Genomic DNA, 18929 nt, shown 5'->3' on the forward strand with positions numbered 1-18929 from the left:
CGACGAGAACCCGACGAAGAGCCGATGTCAGTCCCGGCTAGTAGGGTCTGATCTTGATACGCCGAGCCGAGCATGGGGTGAGGGAGATGGCGACCAAGGACACCAGCGGCGGCCAGCAGAAGGCGTCGCGGACCACGGAAGAGACCGACGAGCAGGCCCAGGACGTGGAGGTCTCCGAAGAGCTCAAGGAGCGGCAGGAGGCCCTCACCGACGACGTGGACTCCGTGCTGGACGAGATCGACGAGGTGCTCGAGTCGAACGCCGAGGACTTCGTGCGCAGCTTCGTGCAGAAGGGCGGCGAGTGAGTCCGGTCCGCCCATGTGGATCATGAGCGCCTGACGGGTAGGGTCCGTTGCGTACTCTGCTTCGGCCACGGCACAGCGGGCCGTTACACCTACCTGGAAGGAAACCTGTGGCACCCAACACCCACGGCACGGGCCGAATCCCGGCCGCCTTCCTGAGGCCGGGATCCTCCTCGTTCCTCGACTTCCTGGCCGACCACGCACCCGAGCAGCTCCCGGGCAACCGGACCCTGCCCCCGGTGGAGGGCGCGATCGAGGCGGTGCACGGCACCACCATCGTCGCGGTCGCCTTCCCCGGGGGCGCCGTGCTGGCCGGTGACCGACGGGCCACGATGGGTAACATGATCGCCCAGCGGGACGTGGAGAAGGTCTTCCCCGCCGACGACTACTCCGCCGTCGGTATCGCCGGCACCGCCGGGATCGCCGTGGAGCTGGTGAAGCTGTTCCAGCTGGAGCTGGAGCACTTCGAGAAGGTCGAGGGCGAGGTGCTCTCCCTGGAGGGCAAGGCCAACCGCCTGTCCACCATGATCCGCGGCAACCTGGGCATGGCCATGCAGGGTCTCGCCGTGGTCCCCCTCTTCGCCGGATACGACCTGGACCGTGGCAAGGGCAGGATCTTCTCCTACGACGTGACCGGCGGGCGCTCCGAGGAGCTGGGCTTCGCCGCGATCGGCTCGGGCTCGATCTTCGCTCGAGGCTCCCTGAAGAAGCTGCACCGGGAGGACCTCACCGAGCAGCAGGCCACCACCGTGGCCGTGCAGGCGCTCTACGACGCCGCCGACGACGACTCCGCCACCAGCGGCCCCGACCTGGTCCGCCGCATCTACCCCGTGGTCTCCGTGATCACGCAGGAGGGCTTCCGCCGGCTGACGGAGGACGAGGTCGGCGAGGTCGCCCAGGCGGTGTACGACGGGCGGCTGCGCCTGCCCAACGGCCCACAGGCCCCCGTTCTGTAGATTTCCGGGCCTGGCAAGAACTTTCGACGGACAGGAAGGGACGAGTAGCCGGTGACCACGCCGTTCTATGTCTCACCCCAGCAGGCCATGGCCGACCGCGCCGAGTACGCCCGCAAGGGCATCGCCCGGGGGCGCAGCCTGGTCGTGCTGCAGTACGCCGACGGCATCGTGTTCGTCGCCGAGAACCCCTCGCGCGCGCTGCACAAGGTCAGCGAGATCTACGACCGGATCGGGTTCGCGGCGACCGGCAAGTACAACGAGTACGAGAGCCTGCGGATCGGCGGCACCCGGTACGCGGACCTGCGCGGATACACCTACGACCGTGAGGACGTCACCGCGCGGGGGCTGGCCAACCTCTACGCCCAGACGCTGGGGAACATCTTCTCCAGCGCGGCGGAGAAGCCCTACGAGGTGGAGCTCCTCGTCGCCGAGGTGGGGGAGACCCCGGCGGAGGACGAGATCTACCGCCTGCCCCACGACGGCTCGATCATCGACGAGCACGGCTCCGTCGCCGTGGGCGGGAACTCCGACCAGATCGGCAGCTTCCTCAGCCAGCGCCACCGCGAGGGCATGAGCCTGGGGGAGGCGTTGCGGCTGGCCGTCGAGTCCCTCGGCCGCGACAGCAACGGCGGGGAGCCCCGCGAGCTCACCGCCGACCAGCTGGAGGTCGCGGTGCTGGACCGCACCCGCCCGCAGCAGCGCAAGTTCAAGCGCGTGCTGGGTCGCCAGCTCTCCCAGCTGATGGAGGAGGGCCGGGAGGGCGACGGCGGCGCGGAGGAGACCGGTTCGGACTCCGGCAGCGCCGCCGAGCCGGACGCGGCCGGGAAGGACGCCGCCGAGGACACGGGCGCGGGCAAGGGCAAGGGCAAGGGCAGGAACAAGGCCGACGGCGCGTCGTCGGACGAGTCCGCCGGGTGAGCTCGGCCCCGGCCGCGCCCGGGGCCGAAGCCTGACCCCGCTGCCCTGGTCGCGCGGAAAATGATCGAAACGCCGCCCTCGATCCCGGTTTCAGACCATGGCATCGGGCGTACTGTTCACTCATGGATCGCCGAATCTTCGGGCTGGAGAACGAGTACGGCGTCACCTGTACGTTCCGGGGACAGCGCCGGCTGTCACCGGACGAGGTGGCGCGGTACCTCTTCCGCCGCGTCGTGTCATGGGGTCGCAGCAGCAACGTGTTCCTGCGAAACGGCGCCCGCCTGTACCTGGACGTCGGCTCGCATCCCGAGTACGCCACTCCCGAGTGCGACAACGTCGTCGAGCTCATCACCCACGACAAGGCGGGTGAGCGCATCCTCGAGGGGCTGCTGGTGGACGCCGAGCGCCGCCTCCACGAGGAGGGCATCGCCGGCGACGTCTACCTCTTCAAGAACAACACCGACTCCGCCGGCAACTCCTACGGCTGCCACGAGAACTACCTGGTGGCACGCCACGGCGAGTTCTCCCGGCTGGCCGACGTCCTCATCCCGTTCCTCGTCACGCGGCAGCTGATCTGCGGCGCCGGCAAGGTGCTCCAGACCCCGCGCGGCGCCGTCTTCTGCGTCAGCCAGCGCGCCGAGCACATCTGGGAGGGCGTCAGCTCCGCGACCACGCGCTCCCGGCCCATCATCAACACCCGCGACGAGCCGCACGCCGACGCCGAGCGGTACCGGCGGCTCCACGTGATCGTTGGCGACTCCAACATGTCCGAGACGACCATGCTGCTGAAGGTCGGCGCCACCGACCTCGTGCTGCGCATGATCGAGGCGGGCACCGTGATGCGCGACCTGACGCTGGAGAACCCGATCCGCGCCATCCGGGAGGTCAGCCACGACATCACCGGCCAGCGCCGGGTGCGGCTGGCCACCGGCCGCGAGGCCTCGGCGCTGGAGATACAGCAGGAGTACTTCGACAAGGCGCTGGACTTCTGTGAGCGCCGCGGCATGCGCACGGGCCTGACCGAGCAGGTCCTGGAGCTGTGGGGGCGGGCGCTCGAGGCGATCCGCGCCCAGGAGCTGGACAAGATCAACACCGAGATCGACTGGGTCATGAAGTACCAGCTCATCGAGCGGTACCGGGCCCGTCACAAGCTGACCATGTCACACCCGCGGGTGGCTCAGATAGACCTCGCGTACCACGACATCCACCGTCGTCGCGGCCTGTACTACCTCCTGGAGCGCAAGGGCCAGGCGCAGCGGATCTGCAACGACCTGAAGATCTTCCAGGGCAAGTCCGTGCCCCCGCAGACCACCCGCGCCAGGCTGCGGGGCGACTTCATCCGGCGCGCCCAGGAGCAGCGGCGGGACTTCACCGTCGACTGGGTGCACCTCAAGCTCAACGACCAGGCGCAGCGCACCGTGCTGTGCAAGGACCCGTTCCGGTCGGTGGACGAGCGGGTGGAGAAACTGATCGCCGGCATGTGACGCCGTTCGGGGGCGATCCTTAACCGGCTCCGACCGGGAAGGCCGTAGGGTGGGGCGGGACCACGGGTCCCGCCGCCCGACCGTGCCTACCCCGAGTTGGACTGATGATCCCCACGAAACGACTGCGCCGCACCGTCGCGGCCCTGGCACTGCCCGCCGCTCTGCTGTTCACCGCCGCCTGCGGCTCCGACGACGGTGAGTCCTCCTCCGGCGGCTCCTCCGACTCAGCGCCGTCGGGCCCCGTGGCCACCGTCACCGGCCAGCCGGGGGAGCTCCCGGAGATCTCCGTCGGCAAGAACGCCACGGTCGGTGAGGAGACCGTCTCCCAGGTCCTCGCCGAGGGGGACGGCGACGAGGTGGTCGAGGGTGCCTTCATCCGGCTGGACGTCCTGGCCACGACCGTCGAGAGCGACACCGAGCTGCTGAACACCTGGCAGTCCACCTCCGCCGACACCGGCGAGGGCGAGGACGGCGGCGAGGACAGCGAGGGCGCGCTGCGTAAGCAGATCGTCACCCAGGCCGGTCAGGACTCCTACCTGCCGAAGGCGGTGACCGAACCGCTGATCGGCGAGCCGGTGGGGACCCGCCTCCAGGTCGAGGGCCGGGCCACCGAGCTCTTCGGCGACTCCGTCGCCCAGCAGTACGGCTTCTCCGACGAGGAGGGCGTGGTCTGGGTGCTCGACGTGGCCGGCACGGCCGACGTCGACCTCCAGGCCGAGGCGGAGGGGGAGCAGGCCGCCCCCGAGGAGGGCATGCCCGAGGTCGAGGCGGGCGGCAAGAAGCCCGCCACCATCACCGTCCCCGAGGGCCAGGAGCCGCCCGGCGAGCTCCAGGAGCAGGTGCTGATCGAGGGCGACGGCCACGAGGTCGAGGCGGGAGACGCCCTGGTCGTCCAGTACACGGGCGTGCTGTGGGACACCGGTGAGAAGTTCGACTCGTCCTGGGACCGCGACAGCGCCTCGGGATTCCAGATCGGCACGGGCTCCGTGGTCGAGGGCTGGGACCAGGGCCTGGTCGGCAAGCACGTCGGTGACCGGGTGCTGCTCGTGATCCCGTCCGACCTGGCCTACGGCGAGGAGGGCACCCAGGGCATCCCGGGCGGCTCCACCCTCGTCTTCGTCGTCGACATCCTCGCCGCCGACTGACCACCACCGCCCGCCCGACATCCCACCCGAAGGAGTCAAGGACGTGAACACCGAGAAGCCCGAGGTCGACTTCCCCGTCGGCCAGCCCCCGGCCGACCTCGAGGTCAAGGACCTCTGGGAGGGCGACGGCCCCGTCGCGCAGGCGGGCGCCGAGGTCGCCGTCCACTACGTCGGCGTCTCGTTCTCCACCGGCGAGGAGTTCGACGCCAGCTGGAACCGCGGCACCCCGCTCCGTTTCCAGCTGGGCGCCGGACAGGTCATCCCCGGCTGGGACCGCGGCGTGCAGGGCATGCGGGTCGGCGGCCGACGCCAGCTGACCATCCCTCCCCACCTCGCCTACGGTGACGCCGGGGCCGGCGGTGGCCGCATCAAGCCCGGAGAGACCCTGATCTTCGTCTGCGATCTGGTCGCCGCGTAATCGGCGCACCCCACATGGCGGTACGGTGGGCCCATCCCGCGCGGGGTGGGCCCACCCGCCGTTCCGCCGTGGCGACACGGGACCGGTGACGGGGAGGTCCACGACGCGTGCTGACAGGTGGTCTGACGCGACAGGAGAGGGGCGGCCCGCCGATGGCGATCGCCAAGGCCGAGCGGCTGATGAACCTGGCCCTGTGCCTGCTGGGCACCGGCCGCCCGCTGACCAAGCGGGAGCTGCGGTCCTCGATCGAGGCGTACCGCGAGGTCGGCGGCGAGGACGCCTTCAACCGCATGTTCGAGCGCGACAAGGACGACCTGCGTGAGCTCGGCATGGTCATAGAGACGGTCGAGAGCATCGACGGCGAGGTCGGGTACCACGCGCACCGCGACCACAACCAGCTGCCGCCCATCACGCTCGACGTCGAGGAGGCCGCCGCCCTCGGCCTGGCCGCCAGGGTGTGGCAGCAGGCCCGGCTCGCGGGCGCCGCGAGCGGCGCGCTCCAGAAGCTGCGGGCCGCGGGCATGCCCCTCGCCCCCCAGGAGCAGGACAGCTACGGCGCACTGGAGCCCCGCATCCCCGCGGGGGAGGCCGCCTTCGAGCCGCTGATGATCGCCTGCCGTGACCGTCGCCCGGTCACGTTCGACTACCGCAAGTCCAACGCCGCCCGCCCCGAGACGCGCCAGGTCGAGCCCTGGGCCCTGGAGTGCTGGCGTGGCCACTGGTACCTGGCGGGCTTCGACCGCGACCGCGGGGCGGAGCGGGTCTTCCGGCTCTCCCGGATCGTCGGCCGGGTCCGCTCGCGCGGGGCGCCGTTCACCGCCCCCGTTCCCGACCAGGTCGCGGTCCGCGAGAGCGTGGCCCGCTGGGCGGGCGAGGCGGCCACATCCCAGGCGCGGATCCGGCTGCGCAGCGGCTCGGGGTACCCGCTGCGGGCGCGCGCGAGTTCGGTGACGCCCCGGGACGCGGAGTGGGACGAGCTGGAGATCCCCTACGGCCACGGTCTGGACGCCTGGCTGGCCGAGTTGGGCCCGGACGTGATCGTGCTGGAGCCGGCCGAGCTCAGGGACGGGGTGCTGGACCGGCTGCGGGCCGTGGCCAAGGGCTGAGCCCGGCGTCGGGCAGCGTCGCCGGGCGCGGGCACGGCGCGGGCGATATCGAGGACAGCGGGAAACGAACGCGCGAGGACGCGGGAAGGAGGGTCCCAGGGACATGGCGACGACCGCCATCGACCGGACGCGGCGGATGCTCTCCCTGGTCACGTACCTGCGGGAGCGGCAGGGCGCCCGGGTGGACGAGGTGGCCAGGGCGTTCGGCGTCAGCGAGGAGGAGCTCATCTCCGACCTCGGCGTGCTGCCGATGTGCGGCACGAGCTTCCGCGGCGGCGACCTGCTCGACATCGACACCGACGGCGAGCACATCTGGTGGCACAACGCGAACGCCGTGGCCGACGGGACCGGCCAGCCGCTGCGGCTGGCCGCCGACGAGGCCACCGCGCTCCTCGTGGCCGCCCGAGCCGTCGCCACCCTGCCGGGGCTGCGCGACGACGACCGGGACGCGCTGCTGCGCGCCACCGCGAAGCTGGAGGCGGCCGCCGGCGAGAACGCCGTGGCCAGCGCCCGACTGAACGTCACCTTCGAGGCGGAGGGTGGCGTCTTCGCCGAGGTGAACCGCGCCATCAACGAGCGGCGCCGGCTGCTCATCCGCTACTACTCGCCCGGCCGTGACCAGCTCACCGACCGCGAGGTCGACCCGATCCGCCTGTTCACCGTCGGCCACACCTACGTCGAGGCGTGGTGCCGCAGGTCCGAGGCCCGACGGACCTTCCGGCTCGACCGGGTGGCGCGGATCGAGCTGCTCGACGTGCCGGCCGACCCGCCGCCCCTGGAGCCGCGCGACCTCAGCGAGGGGCTGGTGCAGCCCGCCCCCACGGACCCCGAGGTGGTGATCGAGGTCGGCCCCGGCGGCCGGTGGGTCGCCGAGTACTACCCGCACGAGGAGGCGCGGGAGCTGCCCGACGGCGGGCTGCGGATCACCTTGCGCACCTCGGACCCGGCCACCCTGCGCCGGTTGGCGTTGCGCCTGGGCGGCGACGGTCGGATCGTCGCCCCACGGGAGCTGGCCGACAGCGCCCGCGACGCCGCGCGGGCGGCGCTCGCCGAGTACGAGCGGGCTCCCGAACCGTGATGGCCTGGTCGATGGTCCACCTCGCGCTCGCCTTCGCCGGCGTCGCCGTCCTCGGCGTGCTCGCCGTCCGCGTCGCGATCGAGGTGCGACGGCTGGCACGGGCCGTCGCGGAGGGCACCGAGCGCGTCGCGCGGGCCGCCGACGACCTCGAACGGGCCGCCGGGCCGCTCGTGGCGCGCGGCGGCCGGCTGATCCGGACCGAAAGGCACCCTGGCGCAGGTCCAGGGTGACGGGGGAGACTACATGTACGCTCGGGCATTGATTTGCGTTCACCCTTGCGCGTTAAGATTGCCGGGCCTGCGGGACTTCGTCACACGTCCCGTCCGGCGCGGCCGGAAGGTCACCACCTCACAGAGATAGCGGACGGACATCATGGGCTCGATCTCTCCCTGGCACCTCCTGCTCGTCGCCATTGTCGTCATCGTGGTCTTCGGGTCGAAGCGTCTTCCTGACACCGCTCGGTCGCTTGGCAAGTCCATGCGCATTCTCAAGAGCGAGACGCAGGCCATGAAGAACGACGGGAAGTCGACCACCGACACCACCACGGCCAACAGCTCGGAGCAGCCTCCCGCCCCAAAGACGATCCAGGCGGCGCCCGGCGACGTCACCACCTCCCGTCCGGTCCAGGAGCCCAGGGACACCACCCAGGGCTGACCGGCCGTCGCGATACCAGGAGTGAAGTCCGGCGGCCGGAGCGGTTCCGGCTGCCCTACGAGATGAGGACGTGGGGTGCCCAGTACCGCGCGTGGCAAGAGGCAGAAGGACCCCGAGGGGAGGATGCCCCTCACCGAGCACCTGCGGGAGCTGCGTAACAGGCTCGCGGTGTCGGTGGGCGCGATCCTCGCCGTCACCATCGTGGGGTTGTTCTTCGCCAAGGACATCATGGACTTCCTCAGCGATCCGCTGCCGATCTGCCCCGAGGACAGCAACACGCTGAACGGCGAGCGCTGCGCGATGTTGACGCAGGACGGCCTCACCTCGCCGTTCGCCACGTACTTCAAGGTCTCGCTGCTGGTCGGCGTCATCGTCTCCTCGCCGATCTGGCTCCACCAGGCGTGGGCGTTCATCGCCCCCGGCCTTCACAAGAACGAGAAGAAGTACAGCCGCGCCGTCGTCGTGGTGGGCGTGCCGCTCTTCCTCACCGGCGCGTACTTCGCGTACTGGCTGCTGCCGCGGGCGATCCCGGTCCTCCTCGGCTTCTCCGCGGACGAGGCCCAGAACCTCGTCTCGATGGACAACATGCTGGACATCTCCGTCCGCCTGGCCCTCGCCTTCGGCCTCTCCTTCGAGCTGCCGCTGGTGCTGGTCCTGCTGAACCTCGGCGGGATCGTCAGCGGCAAGCGCATGATCAGCTGGTGGCGGTGGATGGTGGTCGGCATCGCCATCTTCGCCGCCGCGATCACCCCCACCGACATGATGTCGATGGTGGCGCTCCAGGTCCCCGTCACGGGCCTGTACTTCATCGCCTGCGGCATCGCGATGCTGAACGACCGCCGCAAGCGGCGCCGTGACCCCGACGCGGAGCTGGACGACGACGAGGCGTCCGAGCTGGACCTGACGCCCTCGACGATCGAGCCCACGGAGCGCGTGAGCGCCGGCAGGGGCGACGACGCGGGATACACCCCGCGCAACGGCTACGACGACGCCACCTGACGCCCGGTCGGACCCGGAAGCGGACCCGAGTGAGCAGTGACATAGCCCTGCTGGTCAACCCCACGGCAGGGAAGGGCCGCGGCGCCCGTGCCGCCCAGCCCGCCGCGAGCGTGCTGCGGGAGGCCGGCTGGACGGTGCGCTCGGTCGTCGGTGAGGACGCCCCCGACGCCCTGCGTCGCGCCCGTGTCGCCGTCGCCGAGGGGGTCGCCGCGCTGGTGGCCGTCGGTGGCGACGGGGTGGTCTCCCTGGCCCTGCGGGCGGTGGCCGGCAGTGACACGCCGCTCGGCGTCGTCGCCGTCGGCACCGGGAACGACATCGCCCGCTCCTGCGGCCTGCCGGTGCGCGATCCGCGCGCCGCGGCCGCGGCGGCGGCCGTAGCGCTGAAGGAGGGCGACGCCCGTGCGGTCGACCTCGGCCGGGTCAGCCTCGCGGAGGGCGAGGGGCCCGCGTGGTTCGGCGGCGTCCTGGCCTCCGGCTTCGACTCCCGGGTCAACGACCGGGGCAACCGGATGCGCTGGCCGCGCGGCCGTTTCCGGTACGACGTGGCGATGCTCGCGGAGCTGGCCTCCCTGCGGCCCATCCCCTTCCGCCTGCGGCTGGACGACGGCCCCTGGCAGGAGCTCCCCGCCACCCTCGTGGCCGTCGGGAACGGCCCGGACTACGGCGGTGGGATGCGGATCTGCGCGGGAGCCCGCCTCGACGACGGCCTGTTCGACGTCACCGTCGTCGGCCCCTGCTCGCGCACCGAGCTCGTGCGGGTCTTCCCCCGCGTCTACCGGGGGACCCACCTCACCCACCCCGCGGTGACGGTCCACCGCGTGGCGCGAGTGGAGCTCGACGCCCCCGACGTCACGGGTTACGCGGACGGCGAACGGCTCGGGCCACTGCCGCTCGCCGCCGAGTGCGTCCCCGCCGCGGCCCGCGTTCTCGCGGCCCGTCTGCCGGAGGGCGGCGGAGCGTAGCGGCGCACGCCAGGGGCCCGGCGGGCGGACACCGTCGGGCACGGAAAACCGGGGTGCTGTCAGTGTCGGCCGGTAGGCTCGTAGACACAATGACCGACGAGATGTCACCCGCCGAGCGCTTCGCCGCCGCCCGTCGGCGCGCCGCCGAGCAGGCCACCGCCCTCGCCCCGTTCCGGGCGCTGTACGACTTCGAGCTCGACGGCTTCCAGGTCGAGGCGTGCGAGGCCCTCGAACAGGGCTTCGGCGTCCTGGTCGCCGCCCCCACCGGGTCGGGCAAGACGATCGTGGGGGAGTTCGCCGTCCACCTGGCGCTCGAGCAGGGCCGCAAGTGCTTCTACACCACGCCGATCAAGGCCCTGTCGAACCAGAAGTACACCGACCTGGCCAAGCGGTACGGCCCCGACCGGGTCGGCCTCCTCACCGGTGACAACAGCGTCCACCCCGAGGCGCCGGTGGTCGTCATGACCACCGAGGTGCTGCGGAACATGCTCTACGCGGGTTCCTCCTCGCTGACCGGCCTCGGGTACGTGGTGATGGACGAGGTCCACTACCTCTCCGACCGCTTCCGGGGCGCGGTCTGGGAGGAGGTCATCATCCACCTCCCCGAGTCCGTGACCCTCGTGTCGCTCTCGGCCACCGTCTCCAACGCCGAGGAGTTCGGCGACTGGCTGGACGCCGTCCGCGGCGAGACCCGGGTGATCGTCTCCGAGCACCGGCCCGTGCCGCTGTGGCAGCACGTGATGGCCGGCCGGCGGCTGTACGACCTCTTCGAGGAGACCTCCGCCGCGGGCGATCCCGGCCAGGTCGCCCGCGAGGTCAGCCCCGAGCTGCTGCGGATCGCGCGCCTGGAGAACAGCCGCCCCTCGCCGCGCGAGCGCTTCCGCGCCGGCCGGGACCGGGACCGTCGCTTCACCGCCGAGCGGGAGCGCCAGCGCCGCCAGCGGGCCAGGCTCCACACGCCGAGCCGCCCGGAGGTCATCAGCCGGCTCGACGCCGCCGGCCTGCTGCCGGCGATCACGTTCATCTTCAGCCGCGCCGGGTGCGAGGCCGCCGTCCAGCAGTGTCTCCTCGCCGGCCTGCGGCTGAACGACCCCTCCGCCCGCGTCCAGGTGCGGGAGATCGTCGAGCGCCGGGTCGCCGGCATCCCCGACGCGGACCTGCACGTCCTCGGGTACTTCGAGTGGCTGGAGGGCCTCCAGCGGGGCATCGCCGCGCACCACGCCGGGATGCTGCCGACGTTCAAGGAGATCGTCGAGGAGCTCTTCGTCCGTGGCCTGGTGAAGGCGGTCTTCGCCACCGAGACGCTGGCGCTGGGGATCAACATGCCGGCCCGCTCCGTGGTGCTGGAGAAGCTCGTGAAGTGGAACGGCGAGCAGCACGCCGACATCACGCCCGGCGAGTACACCCAGCTCACCGGGCGCGCCGGCCGCCGCGGCATCGACGTGGAGGGCCACGCCGTGGTGCTGTGGCAGCGGGGCATGGACCCCGCCGCCCTCGCGGGGCTCGCCGGCGCCCGCACGTATCCGCTGCGCTCCTCGTTTCGCCCCTCGTACAACATGGCGGTCAACCTGGTCTCCCAGTTCGGCCGTCACCGCTCGCGAGAGCTGCTGGAGACGTCCTTCGCGCAGTTCCAGGCGGACCGTGCCGTCGTCGGGATCTCCCGCCAAGTCCAGCGCAACGAGACCGGCCTGGCCGGGTACCGCGAGGCGATGACCTGTCACCTCGGGGACTTCGAGGAGTACGCCCGGCTGCGCCGCGCGCTGAAGGACCGGGAGACGGAGCTGGCGCGGCAGGGCACCGCGCAGCGGCGCGCCGCCGCGACCATCGCGCTGGAGCGGCTGCGCCCGGGGGACATCATCCACGTGCCGAGCGGGAAGTTCGCCGGCCTCGCGCTGGTGCTGGACCCGGGCGTGGCCGACGGGCGCAGCGCGGGACCCCGCGGTCACGGCCACCACGACGGTCCCCGCCCGCTGGTCCTCACCGCCGAGCGCCAGGTCAAGCGGCTGGCCTCGATGGACTTCCCGGTGCCGGTCGAGCCGGTGGACCGGATGCGGATCCCGAAGTCGTTCAACCCACGCAGCCCCGCGTCGCGCCGCGACCTCGCCTCCGCGCTGCGCACCAGGGCGGCGGGCGGCGGCCGCTCGGCGCCGCCCGAGCCGCGCCGGCAGCACGGGCGGCGCGGGCAGTACAGCGGCGCCGCGGAGGACCCGGAGATAGCGCGGCTGCGGAGCGAGATCCGCGCCCACCCCTGCCACGGCTGCGACGAGCGGGAGGACCACGCCCGATGGGCCGAGCGGTACTACCGGCTGCGGCGTGACACCCGCCAGCTGGAGCGGCGCATCGAGGGCCGCACCAACACCATCGCCCGCACCTTCGACCAGGTCTGCGCCCTGCTGACCGAGCTGGACTACCTCCGGGGGGACGAGGTCACCCCGCACGGCCGGCGGCTGGCCCGGCTCTACGGCGAGCTCGACCTGCTGGCCAGCGAGTGCCTGCGGGACGGTGTCTGGGAGGGGCTCGGCCCGGCGGAGCTCGCCGCCTGCGCCTCGGCCCTGGTCTACGAGTCCCGGGTCGGGGACGACGCCCCGGCGCCCGAGCTCCCGGGGGGCAGGGCCCGGGAGGCGCTGGCGGACATGGTGCGCATCTGGGGGCGGCTGGACGACCTGGAGGGCCGCCACCGGGTGAGCCAGGCCACGGGCGTGGGCCAGCGCGAGCCGGACCTCGGCTTCGCGTGGGCGGCGTTCCGCTGGGCCCAGGGTGAGGGGCTCGACACGGTGCTGCGCGACGCGGAGATGCCCGCCGGCGACTTCGTCCGCTGGTGCAAGCAGGTCGTCGACGTGCTGGGCCAGATAGCCGCGGCCGCCCCTGAGGGGGGCACCGTCGCGCGGAACGCGCGGCGGGCCGTGGACAAGGTGCTGCGGGGTGTCGTGGCCTACAGCTCGGTCGGCTGATCGGGCGCCGCCGGCTCGGCGAGCACGGCGAGCAGGCGGCTTAGCGAGCCGCCCAGGCCCCAGCGCTCGTCCAGCGCCGCCAGGCCCTCGGGGTCGCGGGCGGTGCGCGGCAGCGTCGCGTCGTGCGGCGGCAGCGGGACGTCACGCGCCACCCGCACCACGCGGGGCGCCACGGCCAGGTACGGGCGTGCCTCGGTCAGCCGGGCGCGCTGGGCGGCGGTGAAGCCGGTGGCGGCGGCCACCGGGTCGTCCAGCGCCGCGAGGATTCCCGCGAGGTCGCCGTGGCGGTCCAGGAGTTTGGTCGCGGTCTTCTCGCCGATGCCGGGGACGCCCGGCAGGCCGTCGCTGGGGTCGCCGCGCAGCACGGCCATGTCGGCGTAGCCGGGGCCGTCCACGCCGTAGCGCGCGCGCAGGGCCGCGCCGTCGAAGGCCGTGAGGCTGCCCATGCCCTTGACCGGGTAGAGCACGCGTACGCCGCGCGCGTCGTCGACGAGCTGGAACAGGTCGCGGTCGCCGGTGACGATGTCGACCGGTCCGGTGGCCCGGGTGCTGAGGGTGCCGATGACGTCGTCGGCCTCGTAGTCGCGCGCGCCGCTCCTGACGATGCCGATCGCGTCGAGCACCCGCTCGATGACCGGCACCTGCGGGGAGAGCGTGTCGGGCACGACCTCGGCGTCGGGCCCCTCGGCGCTCTCCTCGGCGACGCGGTGGGCCTTGTACGACGGGATGAGCTCGACGCGCCAGGCCGGCCGCCAGTCCTCGTCCATGCAGGCGACCAGGGCGGTCGGCCGGTGGTCGGTCACCAGCCGGGCGATGAAGTCCAGCAGCCCGCGCACCGCGTTGACCGGGGTGCCGTCGGGGGCGCGCACCGACTCGGGGACGCCGAAGTAGGCGCGGAAGTACAGCGAGGCGGTGTCGAGCAGCATCAGGCGTGGCGTGGGAGTCGTCGTGGAAGTCACGGGAGCGATCATGCCGCAGCCGGGCCGGTACGAGGGGGTCGGGGAGCCACGCCGGGGTACCCCGGGGGCCTCGGGCACGTCGGTGAAAGATGCTTTGTTAAGCTAAACATTGACGTTTTCTTGATGCCTCTTTGACGCTTGCTTTACGTGATCATTCGCCCGAACACGTGACCGAGCCGTCCGGACGCCACGGAGGAGCCATGCACTCACTGACGCCCGCCCGACCCGGCACGCGAGGGTGATCGTGGGACACGCCGACACCCTGCTCGCCATGGGCGGTGCCTTCGTCGCCGCCGCCGTCCTCGCCCGCGTCGGCAGCCGCATCGGCCTGCCGACGATCCCGCTGTTCATCCTGGCCGGCATGCTGCTCGGCCCTCACACACCCGGGTACGTCCTGCTGGAGGACCCGCACGAGCTGGAGATGCTCTCGGCGCTCGGCCTCGTGCTCCTGCTGTTCTACCTCGGCCTCGAGTTCCACATGGACGACCTGAGGACCGGCGGCCGACGGATGGCCGTGGCCGGCTCCCTCTACCTCGTCCTCAACGTGGGCGCGGGTCTCGTCTTCGGACTCGCCGTGGGCTGGGGCACCTCCGAGGCGCTGGTTCTCGCGGGGGTCCTCGGCATCTCGTCCTCGGCGATCGTCACCAAGATCCTCGTGGACCTCGGCCGCATCGGGAACCCGGAGACCCGGCCGATCCTCGGCATCATCGTCGTCGAGGACATCTTCCTCGCCCTCTACCTCGCGGCCCTCCAGCCGGTGATCTCCGGCTCCGAGGACGTCGGCGGCACGGCCTGGCAGATCGCGAAGGCCTTCGGCTTCCTGCTGGTGCTCGCGCTCGCCGCGCGCTTCGGCATCAAGATCATCGGACGGCTCTTCGCCACCCGCGACGACGAGCTGCTGACCATCTCCTTCCTCGGCGCGGCGGTGCTGGTCGCCGGGATTGCGGAGCGGTTCGGCGTGGCCGACGCGATCGCCGCGTTCATGGTCGGCCTCATCCTGGGCAACACCGGCTCGGGCGACCGCATCCGGGAGCTGGTCCACCCGCTGCGGGACGCGTTCGCGGCGATCTTCTTCTTCGGCTTCGGCCTCTCGATCGACCCCGGCGACCTGCCGAGCGTGGTCTGGCCGGTGGTGATCGCGGTGGCGATCACGGTCGTCATGAACGTGGCGGCCGGCGTGGTCACCTCCCGCGTCTACGGCTTCGGGCCGCGCCCCACGGCGAACGTCGCCACCACGCTGCTGGCGCGCGGCGAGTTCGCGCTGATCCTCGCCACCATGGCGGCGGCGGCCGGTCTCGACGGGCGCCTGTCGCCGTTCATCGCCGGGTACGTGCTGGTCCTCGCCGTGGTGGCGCCGCTGGTCGCCGGCCGCTCGCACTGGCTGGCGCGCGTCCTGCCCGGTGGGCGCGCCGAGGTGGCGGCCGAGCGGGCCCAGCGCGGCGAGCGGCGCAAGCACGAGCCGACCGCCCCGACGGACAGCGGCAGAACGTGACGGGGGCGCGGGGAGCGCGCGCGGGCGGCGTCGTCTGAGCCGGCCCCGACGGGTGCCGGTCGACGGGGGCCGGTCGACGGGCGCCCTCGCCGGGAGGGCCGTCAGGCGGCGTCGCGCCCCGGCCCGCGCCGACGGGGGAGGCCCCCGCCCGCCGCGGCGGTCGTCAGGGCACGCATGACGCGCACGTCGTGCTCGGTGAGGCCGGCCTCCGGGTGCCACTGCACGCCCAGCACGAAGCCCGCCGCCCGCCGTGCCCCGGCCGCGCCGCACGCCTCGGCGAACTCGACGGCCTCGACCACGCCGTCGGCGGCGTGCGCCGAGGCCCGCAGGCCCTCGCCCAGGCGGTCCACCGTCTGGTGGTGGGCGGCACGCACCCGCACCGGCCCGGGCAGCGCCCACGCCAGCAGGGTGCCCGGCACCGGCGTCACCTCGTGGTCGACGAAGCTGCCCGGCGCGCCGGCGTGCCCGTCCACGTGCTGGCTCAACGTGCCGCCGAGCGCCACGTTGAGCAGCTGCATCCCCCGGCAGACGCCCAGCAGCGGCACGCCGCCGGCCAGGGCCGCCTCGAGCAGCGCCAGCTCCCACGCGTCCCGCTCCCGTGCCGGCAGGCCGGTGCGCGGGTCGCGCGGGGCGCCGTACCGGGAGGGCTCGACGTCCGGGCCGCCCGCGACGACCAGGCCGTCCAGGCGCGCCACGACCTCGCGCGCCGCCGCCGCGCCCGCGTCGGGCGGCAGCAGCACGGCCAGGCCGCCGGCGCGCTGCACCAGGCGGTGGTACCCCTCGGGCAGCAGGGCGGCCGGCAGCGCCCACGCTCCCCAGCGGGCGTCCGTCTCCAGGTAGGTGCTGACGCCGATCAACGGCCGTGCGGCTGGCACGCCCCGGCCCTCCCTTCGCTCGCTACGCGCGGCGGAGCTCCGCCTCGGCCTCGGCGAGCGCGGCGAACTCCTCCTCGGGGGCCGCGGCCACGAGACGCCGCCGACTGTAGAGCGCGAAGTACGCGAGCGCCACCGCGTACACACCCAGCGCGATGACGGCCGCCTCCCGGTCCACCAGGAACGTCGCGACGAGCGCCGCCAGCGCCAGCACGAACGCCACCGACGAGGTCACGACGCCGCCCGGCGTCCGGTACGGGCGCGGCAGGCCCGGCTCCCGCACCCGCAGCACGACGTGTGAGAAGCACATCAGGGCGTAAGAGATCGTCGCTCCGAGGACGGCGACGTTGAGCATCCGCGCGCCGTCCCCCGTGGCCGCGGCCAGGCCGAAGCCGAGCGCGCCGGGGACCAGCAGGCCCAGGTACGGGGCGCGGCGGCGGCTGGTGAGCGACAGGAAGCGCGGCAGGTATCCGGCGCGGGAGAGCGCGAACAGCTGCCGGGATCCGGCGTAGACCAGCGAGAAGAACGAGGCCACCAGGCCGGCCAGACCGGCGTAGTTGACGAAGCGGCTGAGGGCGGTGGCCTCGCCGTCCTCCTCCAACGCGGCCACCAGCGGGTTGCCCGCGTCCTGCACGGCCGCCGAGCCCCGGGCGCCCGAGGCGGCCAGCAGCGTCAACGCCGCCAGCACCAGCAGGATGCCGATCGCCCAGGCCATCGCCCTCGGCAGGGTGCGGACCGGGTCACGCGCCTCCTCGGCCGCCAGCGGCACCCCCTCCACCCCGAGGAAGAACCACATGCCGAACGGGAAGGCCGCCCAGATCCCCAACAGGCCGAACGGCAGCCACGAACTCGAACCGAAGGCGTCCTGGTCGACCGGGATGTCGCCGAGCGAGTCCGCGCCGAACTCGCTGGCCGCGCCCGCCACGAAGACCAGCAGCGCGACCACGGCGATCGCGGTCACGACGAGGCTGAAACGCAGCGCCTCGCCGACCCCCCACAGGTGGATGGCCAGGAAGATCACGAAGCAGGCGAGGTAGACCGGCCAGCCGGAGGACAGACCGAACAGGTCGAGCGACTCCACGTAGTCGCCGATGAAGATCGAGATCGCGGCCGGGGCGAGCACGAACTCGACGAGGATGGCCGTCCCCGTCAGGAAGCCGCCCCAGGGGCCGAGGGCGCGCCGGGCGAAGCCGTAGCCGCCGCCCGCCGTGGGGAGGACGGCCGCGAGCTCGGCCAGGGTGAAGACCATGCAGGTGTACATGAGGCCCATCAGCGCGGTGGCGATCGCCAGGCCGCCGAAGCCTCCCTCGGCCAGGCCGAAGTTCCACCCCGCGTAGTCGCCGGAGACGACGTACGCCACCCCGAGACCGGTCAGCAGCACGGGCCCCGCGCTGCCGGTGCGCAGCTGTCGGCGGCGCAGGTAGGCGTCCTCGGGGGAGGCGACGCCGTCCGTGCCGGGCGCCGGCTCAGCGGGCGTGGCGGTCGTCGGCGCCGTGGCGGGGGAGGCCGTGGCGGGGGAGGGGGTCTCGTCGGTCATGGGTGCCGCCTCCTGCCGGTCCGCACCCCCGTCCGCGCCGTGGAAGGACGACGAGCCCGCGAGGGCGGCAAAGGTCTGGACGAACACCATTGCGCTCCGCGCGGGTGGCGCGCAAGACCGCGGGACCTCACGCGCCCGTCGTGGGCCGTGCCCGCAGCAGCGCCGCCGTGGCCGCGCAGTGCTCGCGCATCACCGCGCGCGCCCGGGAGGCGTCGCCCCCGAGCACGGCCTCGACGAGCGCGGCGTGCTGGGCCTGGGCACGCTCCAGGTCCGCCACCAGCAGCGGGACGCCGTCCAGCAGCTCGTTCAGCCGGGCCCGCACCGCCGCGTACTGGGTGGCCAGCGAGGGCGAGCCGCTGAGCTCGGCGAGGGTGAGGTGGAAGAGGGTGTCGGCGCGCCAGTACGCCGTCGCCTCGGCCTGCCGGGTGGCGGCCAGCGCGGCGCGGAGCCGCTCCGCGTCGGCCGGGCGGAGCGCGTCGGCCGCGCACAGGCCGGCCGCCCCGACGTCGAGCACCTCGCGCAGCCGCAGCGTGTCCTCCACCGCCTCCACCGCCTCGACCGCCTCCGCGGCCCCCACCGACGCGACCGCACGGGCGGCCCGCTCCGGCGCCTGCCGCCGCGCGGCCACGGCCCTCGCCGACGGCCGCGTCCCGAGGCCGCCCACCGGACGCCCGGCCGCGCCCGAGGCCGGCCCCCGCACCCCGACTCCACCACGCCCGCCGCCCCGACCCGCCGGCCCCCGCACGAACGTGCCGCCGTACCGGCCGCGTCTGGCCTCCAGCAGCCCCTCGTCCTGGAGCACCCGCAGCACCTCGCGCACCGTCGCGCGGCTCACCCCCAGCCGCTCCGCCAGCCGGCGCTCGGGCGGCAGCCGCTCACCCGGCGGTATCAGCCCGAGCCGCAGCACCTGGAGCACCCGCTCCAGCGCCTCCTCGAAGCCGTTGCCGCCCCTGACCGGCCGCAGCACGACGCCCAGCCGGTCCACGCCGGTCCGCTCCTCCCCGCTCCCGCGTCCGGCCACGGCCCTGGGATCGCTCATCGGTCCACTTCCCCATCAATGGTCTCTCCCGATACCTTAGGCGTCCGGTCGACGTGA

At 73.2% G+C, this 18929-nt stretch carries 18 protein-coding genes; 14 read left to right on the top strand and 4 right to left on the bottom strand.

Annotation, left to right across the window (positions count from 1 at the left end):
• Positions 1 to 86: 86 nt before the first annotated feature.
• From ACTWP5_RS08025 to ACTWP5_RS08085, 13 genes are all read left to right on the top strand, one after another.
• A complete protein-coding gene (locus ACTWP5_RS08025; protein ID WP_443220072.1) occupies positions 87 to 305 on the top strand; it encodes a ubiquitin-like protein Pup in 219 nt (72 codons plus the stop codon).
• Positions 306 to 412: 107 nt separating this feature from the next.
• Entirely contained in the window at positions 413 to 1258 is an 846-nt protein-coding gene (gene prcB, locus ACTWP5_RS08030) for a proteasome subunit beta (RefSeq protein ID WP_443220073.1), read from the top strand.
• A 51-nt stretch (positions 1259 to 1309) separates the two neighbouring features.
• Positions 1310 to 2176 (top strand): proteasome subunit alpha, encoded by an 867-nt coding sequence (gene prcA / locus ACTWP5_RS08035; RefSeq protein WP_443220074.1) that lies wholly within the window; start codon positions 1310 to 1312, stop codon positions 2174 to 2176.
• 122 nt (positions 2177 to 2298) lie between these two features.
• Positions 2299 to 3660 (top strand): Pup--protein ligase, encoded by a 1362-nt coding sequence (gene pafA, locus ACTWP5_RS08040; RefSeq protein WP_443220075.1) that lies wholly within the window; start codon positions 2299 to 2301, stop codon positions 3658 to 3660.
• A gap of 104 nt (positions 3661 to 3764) precedes the next feature.
• Complete coding sequence (locus tag ACTWP5_RS08045) at positions 3765 to 4805, top strand: FKBP-type peptidyl-prolyl cis-trans isomerase (protein ID WP_443220076.1); 1041 nt, start codon at positions 3765 to 3767, stop codon at positions 4803 to 4805.
• A 43-nt stretch (positions 4806 to 4848) separates the two neighbouring features.
• Entirely contained in the window at positions 4849 to 5223 is a 375-nt protein-coding gene (locus ACTWP5_RS08050) for an FKBP-type peptidyl-prolyl cis-trans isomerase (protein ID WP_443220077.1), read from the top strand.
• Positions 5224 to 5375: 152 nt separating this feature from the next.
• Positions 5376 to 6329: a helix-turn-helix transcriptional regulator gene (locus ACTWP5_RS08055; RefSeq protein ID WP_443220078.1), complete on the top strand. Its 954-nt coding sequence runs from the start codon at positions 5376 to 5378 to the stop codon at positions 6327 to 6329.
• A gap of 103 nt (positions 6330 to 6432) precedes the next feature.
• Positions 6433 to 7407 carry a helix-turn-helix transcriptional regulator gene (locus ACTWP5_RS08060; RefSeq protein WP_443220079.1) on the top strand — a complete coding sequence of 325 codons (975 nt, stop codon included), beginning with the start codon at positions 6433 to 6435 and terminating at the stop codon, positions 7405 to 7407.
• Positions 7407 to 7637: a hypothetical protein gene (locus tag ACTWP5_RS08065; protein WP_443220080.1), complete on the top strand. Its 231-nt coding sequence runs from the start codon at positions 7407 to 7409 to the stop codon at positions 7635 to 7637. The genes ACTWP5_RS08060 and ACTWP5_RS08065 overlap by 1 nt, the downstream gene beginning before the upstream one ends.
• 142 nt (positions 7638 to 7779) lie before the next feature.
• On the top strand, positions 7780 to 8061 hold the full coding sequence (tatA, locus tag ACTWP5_RS08070) for a Sec-independent protein translocase subunit TatA (protein ID WP_443220081.1): 282 nt from the start codon (positions 7780 to 7782) through the stop codon (positions 8059 to 8061).
• A 123-nt stretch (positions 8062 to 8184) separates the two neighbouring features.
• Positions 8185 to 9060, top strand: a complete 876-nt coding sequence (gene tatC, locus ACTWP5_RS08075; RefSeq protein WP_443220082.1) for a twin-arginine translocase subunit TatC — start codon at positions 8185 to 8187, stop codon at positions 9058 to 9060.
• A 29-nt stretch (positions 9061 to 9089) separates the two neighbouring features.
• Positions 9090 to 10022, top strand: a complete 933-nt coding sequence (locus ACTWP5_RS08080) for a diacylglycerol kinase (RefSeq protein ID WP_443220083.1) — start codon at positions 9090 to 9092, stop codon at positions 10020 to 10022.
• A gap of 89 nt (positions 10023 to 10111) precedes the next feature.
• Positions 10112 to 12973 carry a DEAD/DEAH box helicase gene (locus ACTWP5_RS08085; protein WP_443220084.1) on the top strand — a complete coding sequence of 954 codons (2862 nt, stop codon included), beginning with the start codon at positions 10112 to 10114 and terminating at the stop codon, positions 12971 to 12973.
• Here ACTWP5_RS08085 and ACTWP5_RS08090 read toward each other — a convergent pair.
• Complete coding sequence (locus ACTWP5_RS08090) at positions 12955 to 13944, bottom strand: 5'-3' exonuclease (RefSeq protein ID WP_443220085.1); 990 nt, start codon at positions 13942 to 13944, stop codon at positions 12955 to 12957. The two genes, ACTWP5_RS08085 and ACTWP5_RS08090, sit on opposite strands and share 19 nt — an antisense overlap.
• Before the next feature lie 259 nt (positions 13945 to 14203).
• Between ACTWP5_RS08090 and ACTWP5_RS08095 the strand changes: the two genes are divergently transcribed.
• Positions 14204 to 15424 carry a cation:proton antiporter gene (locus ACTWP5_RS08095; protein ID WP_443220211.1) on the top strand — a complete coding sequence of 407 codons (1221 nt, stop codon included), beginning with the start codon at positions 14204 to 14206 and terminating at the stop codon, positions 15422 to 15424.
• A 101-nt stretch (positions 15425 to 15525) separates the two neighbouring features.
• Here ACTWP5_RS08095 and ACTWP5_RS08100 read toward each other — a convergent pair whose 3' ends face one another.
• From ACTWP5_RS08100 to ACTWP5_RS08110, 3 genes are all read right to left on the bottom strand, one after another.
• The gene (locus tag ACTWP5_RS08100; RefSeq protein ID WP_443220086.1) at positions 15526 to 16299 is read right to left on the bottom strand and encodes a gamma-glutamyl-gamma-aminobutyrate hydrolase family protein; all 774 of its coding nucleotides are present in this window, start codon (positions 16297 to 16299) and stop codon (positions 15526 to 15528) included.
• Positions 16300 to 16321: 22 nt separating this feature from the next.
• Positions 16322 to 17833 carry an ethanolamine permease gene (gene eat, locus ACTWP5_RS08105; RefSeq protein WP_443220087.1) on the bottom strand — a complete coding sequence of 504 codons (1512 nt, stop codon included), beginning with the start codon at positions 17831 to 17833 and terminating at the stop codon, positions 16322 to 16324.
• Positions 17834 to 17960: 127 nt separating this feature from the next.
• Positions 17961 to 18872, bottom strand: a complete 912-nt coding sequence (locus ACTWP5_RS08110; RefSeq protein WP_443220088.1) for a FadR/GntR family transcriptional regulator — start codon at positions 18870 to 18872, stop codon at positions 17961 to 17963.
• Positions 18873 to 18929: the final 57 nt, after the last annotated feature.

Origin of the sequence: Streptomyces sp. 4N509B (assembly GCF_052245655.1) — a bacterium.
Taxonomy (GTDB): domain Bacteria; phylum Actinomycetota; class Actinomycetes; order Streptomycetales; family Streptomycetaceae; genus Streptomyces.

Coding starts and splice junctions, on each gene's coding strand:
- ACTWP5_RS08110 (WP_443220088.1), bottom strand. CDS start 18,872: ATGAGCGATCCCAGGGCCGTGGCCGGACGCGGGAGCGGGGAGGAGCGG.
- tatC (WP_443220082.1), top strand. CDS start 8,185: ATGCCCCTCACCGAGCACCTGCGGGAGCTGCGTAACAGGCTCGCGGTG.
- ACTWP5_RS08045 (WP_443220076.1), top strand. CDS start 3,765: ATGATCCCCACGAAACGACTGCGCCGCACCGTCGCGGCCCTGGCACTG.
- ACTWP5_RS08055 (WP_443220078.1), top strand. CDS start 5,376: ATGGCGATCGCCAAGGCCGAGCGGCTGATGAACCTGGCCCTGTGCCTG.
- ACTWP5_RS08090 (WP_443220085.1), bottom strand. CDS start 13,944: ATGATCGCTCCCGTGACTTCCACGACGACTCCCACGCCACGCCTGATG.
- tatA (WP_443220081.1), top strand. CDS start 7,780: ATGGGCTCGATCTCTCCCTGGCACCTCCTGCTCGTCGCCATTGTCGTC.
- ACTWP5_RS08085 (WP_443220084.1), top strand. CDS start 10,112: ATGACCGACGAGATGTCACCCGCCGAGCGCTTCGCCGCCGCCCGTCGG.
- eat (WP_443220087.1), bottom strand. CDS start 17,833: ATGACCGACGAGACCCCCTCCCCCGCCACGGCCTCCCCCGCCACGGCG.
- ACTWP5_RS08095 (WP_443220211.1), top strand. CDS start 14,204: ATGGGCGGTGCCTTCGTCGCCGCCGCCGTCCTCGCCCGCGTCGGCAGC.
- pafA (WP_443220075.1), top strand. CDS start 2,299: ATGGATCGCCGAATCTTCGGGCTGGAGAACGAGTACGGCGTCACCTGT.
- ACTWP5_RS08025 (WP_443220072.1), top strand. CDS start 87: ATGGCGACCAAGGACACCAGCGGCGGCCAGCAGAAGGCGTCGCGGACC.
- ACTWP5_RS08065 (WP_443220080.1), top strand. CDS start 7,407: ATGGCCTGGTCGATGGTCCACCTCGCGCTCGCCTTCGCCGGCGTCGCC.
- ACTWP5_RS08060 (WP_443220079.1), top strand. CDS start 6,433: ATGGCGACGACCGCCATCGACCGGACGCGGCGGATGCTCTCCCTGGTC.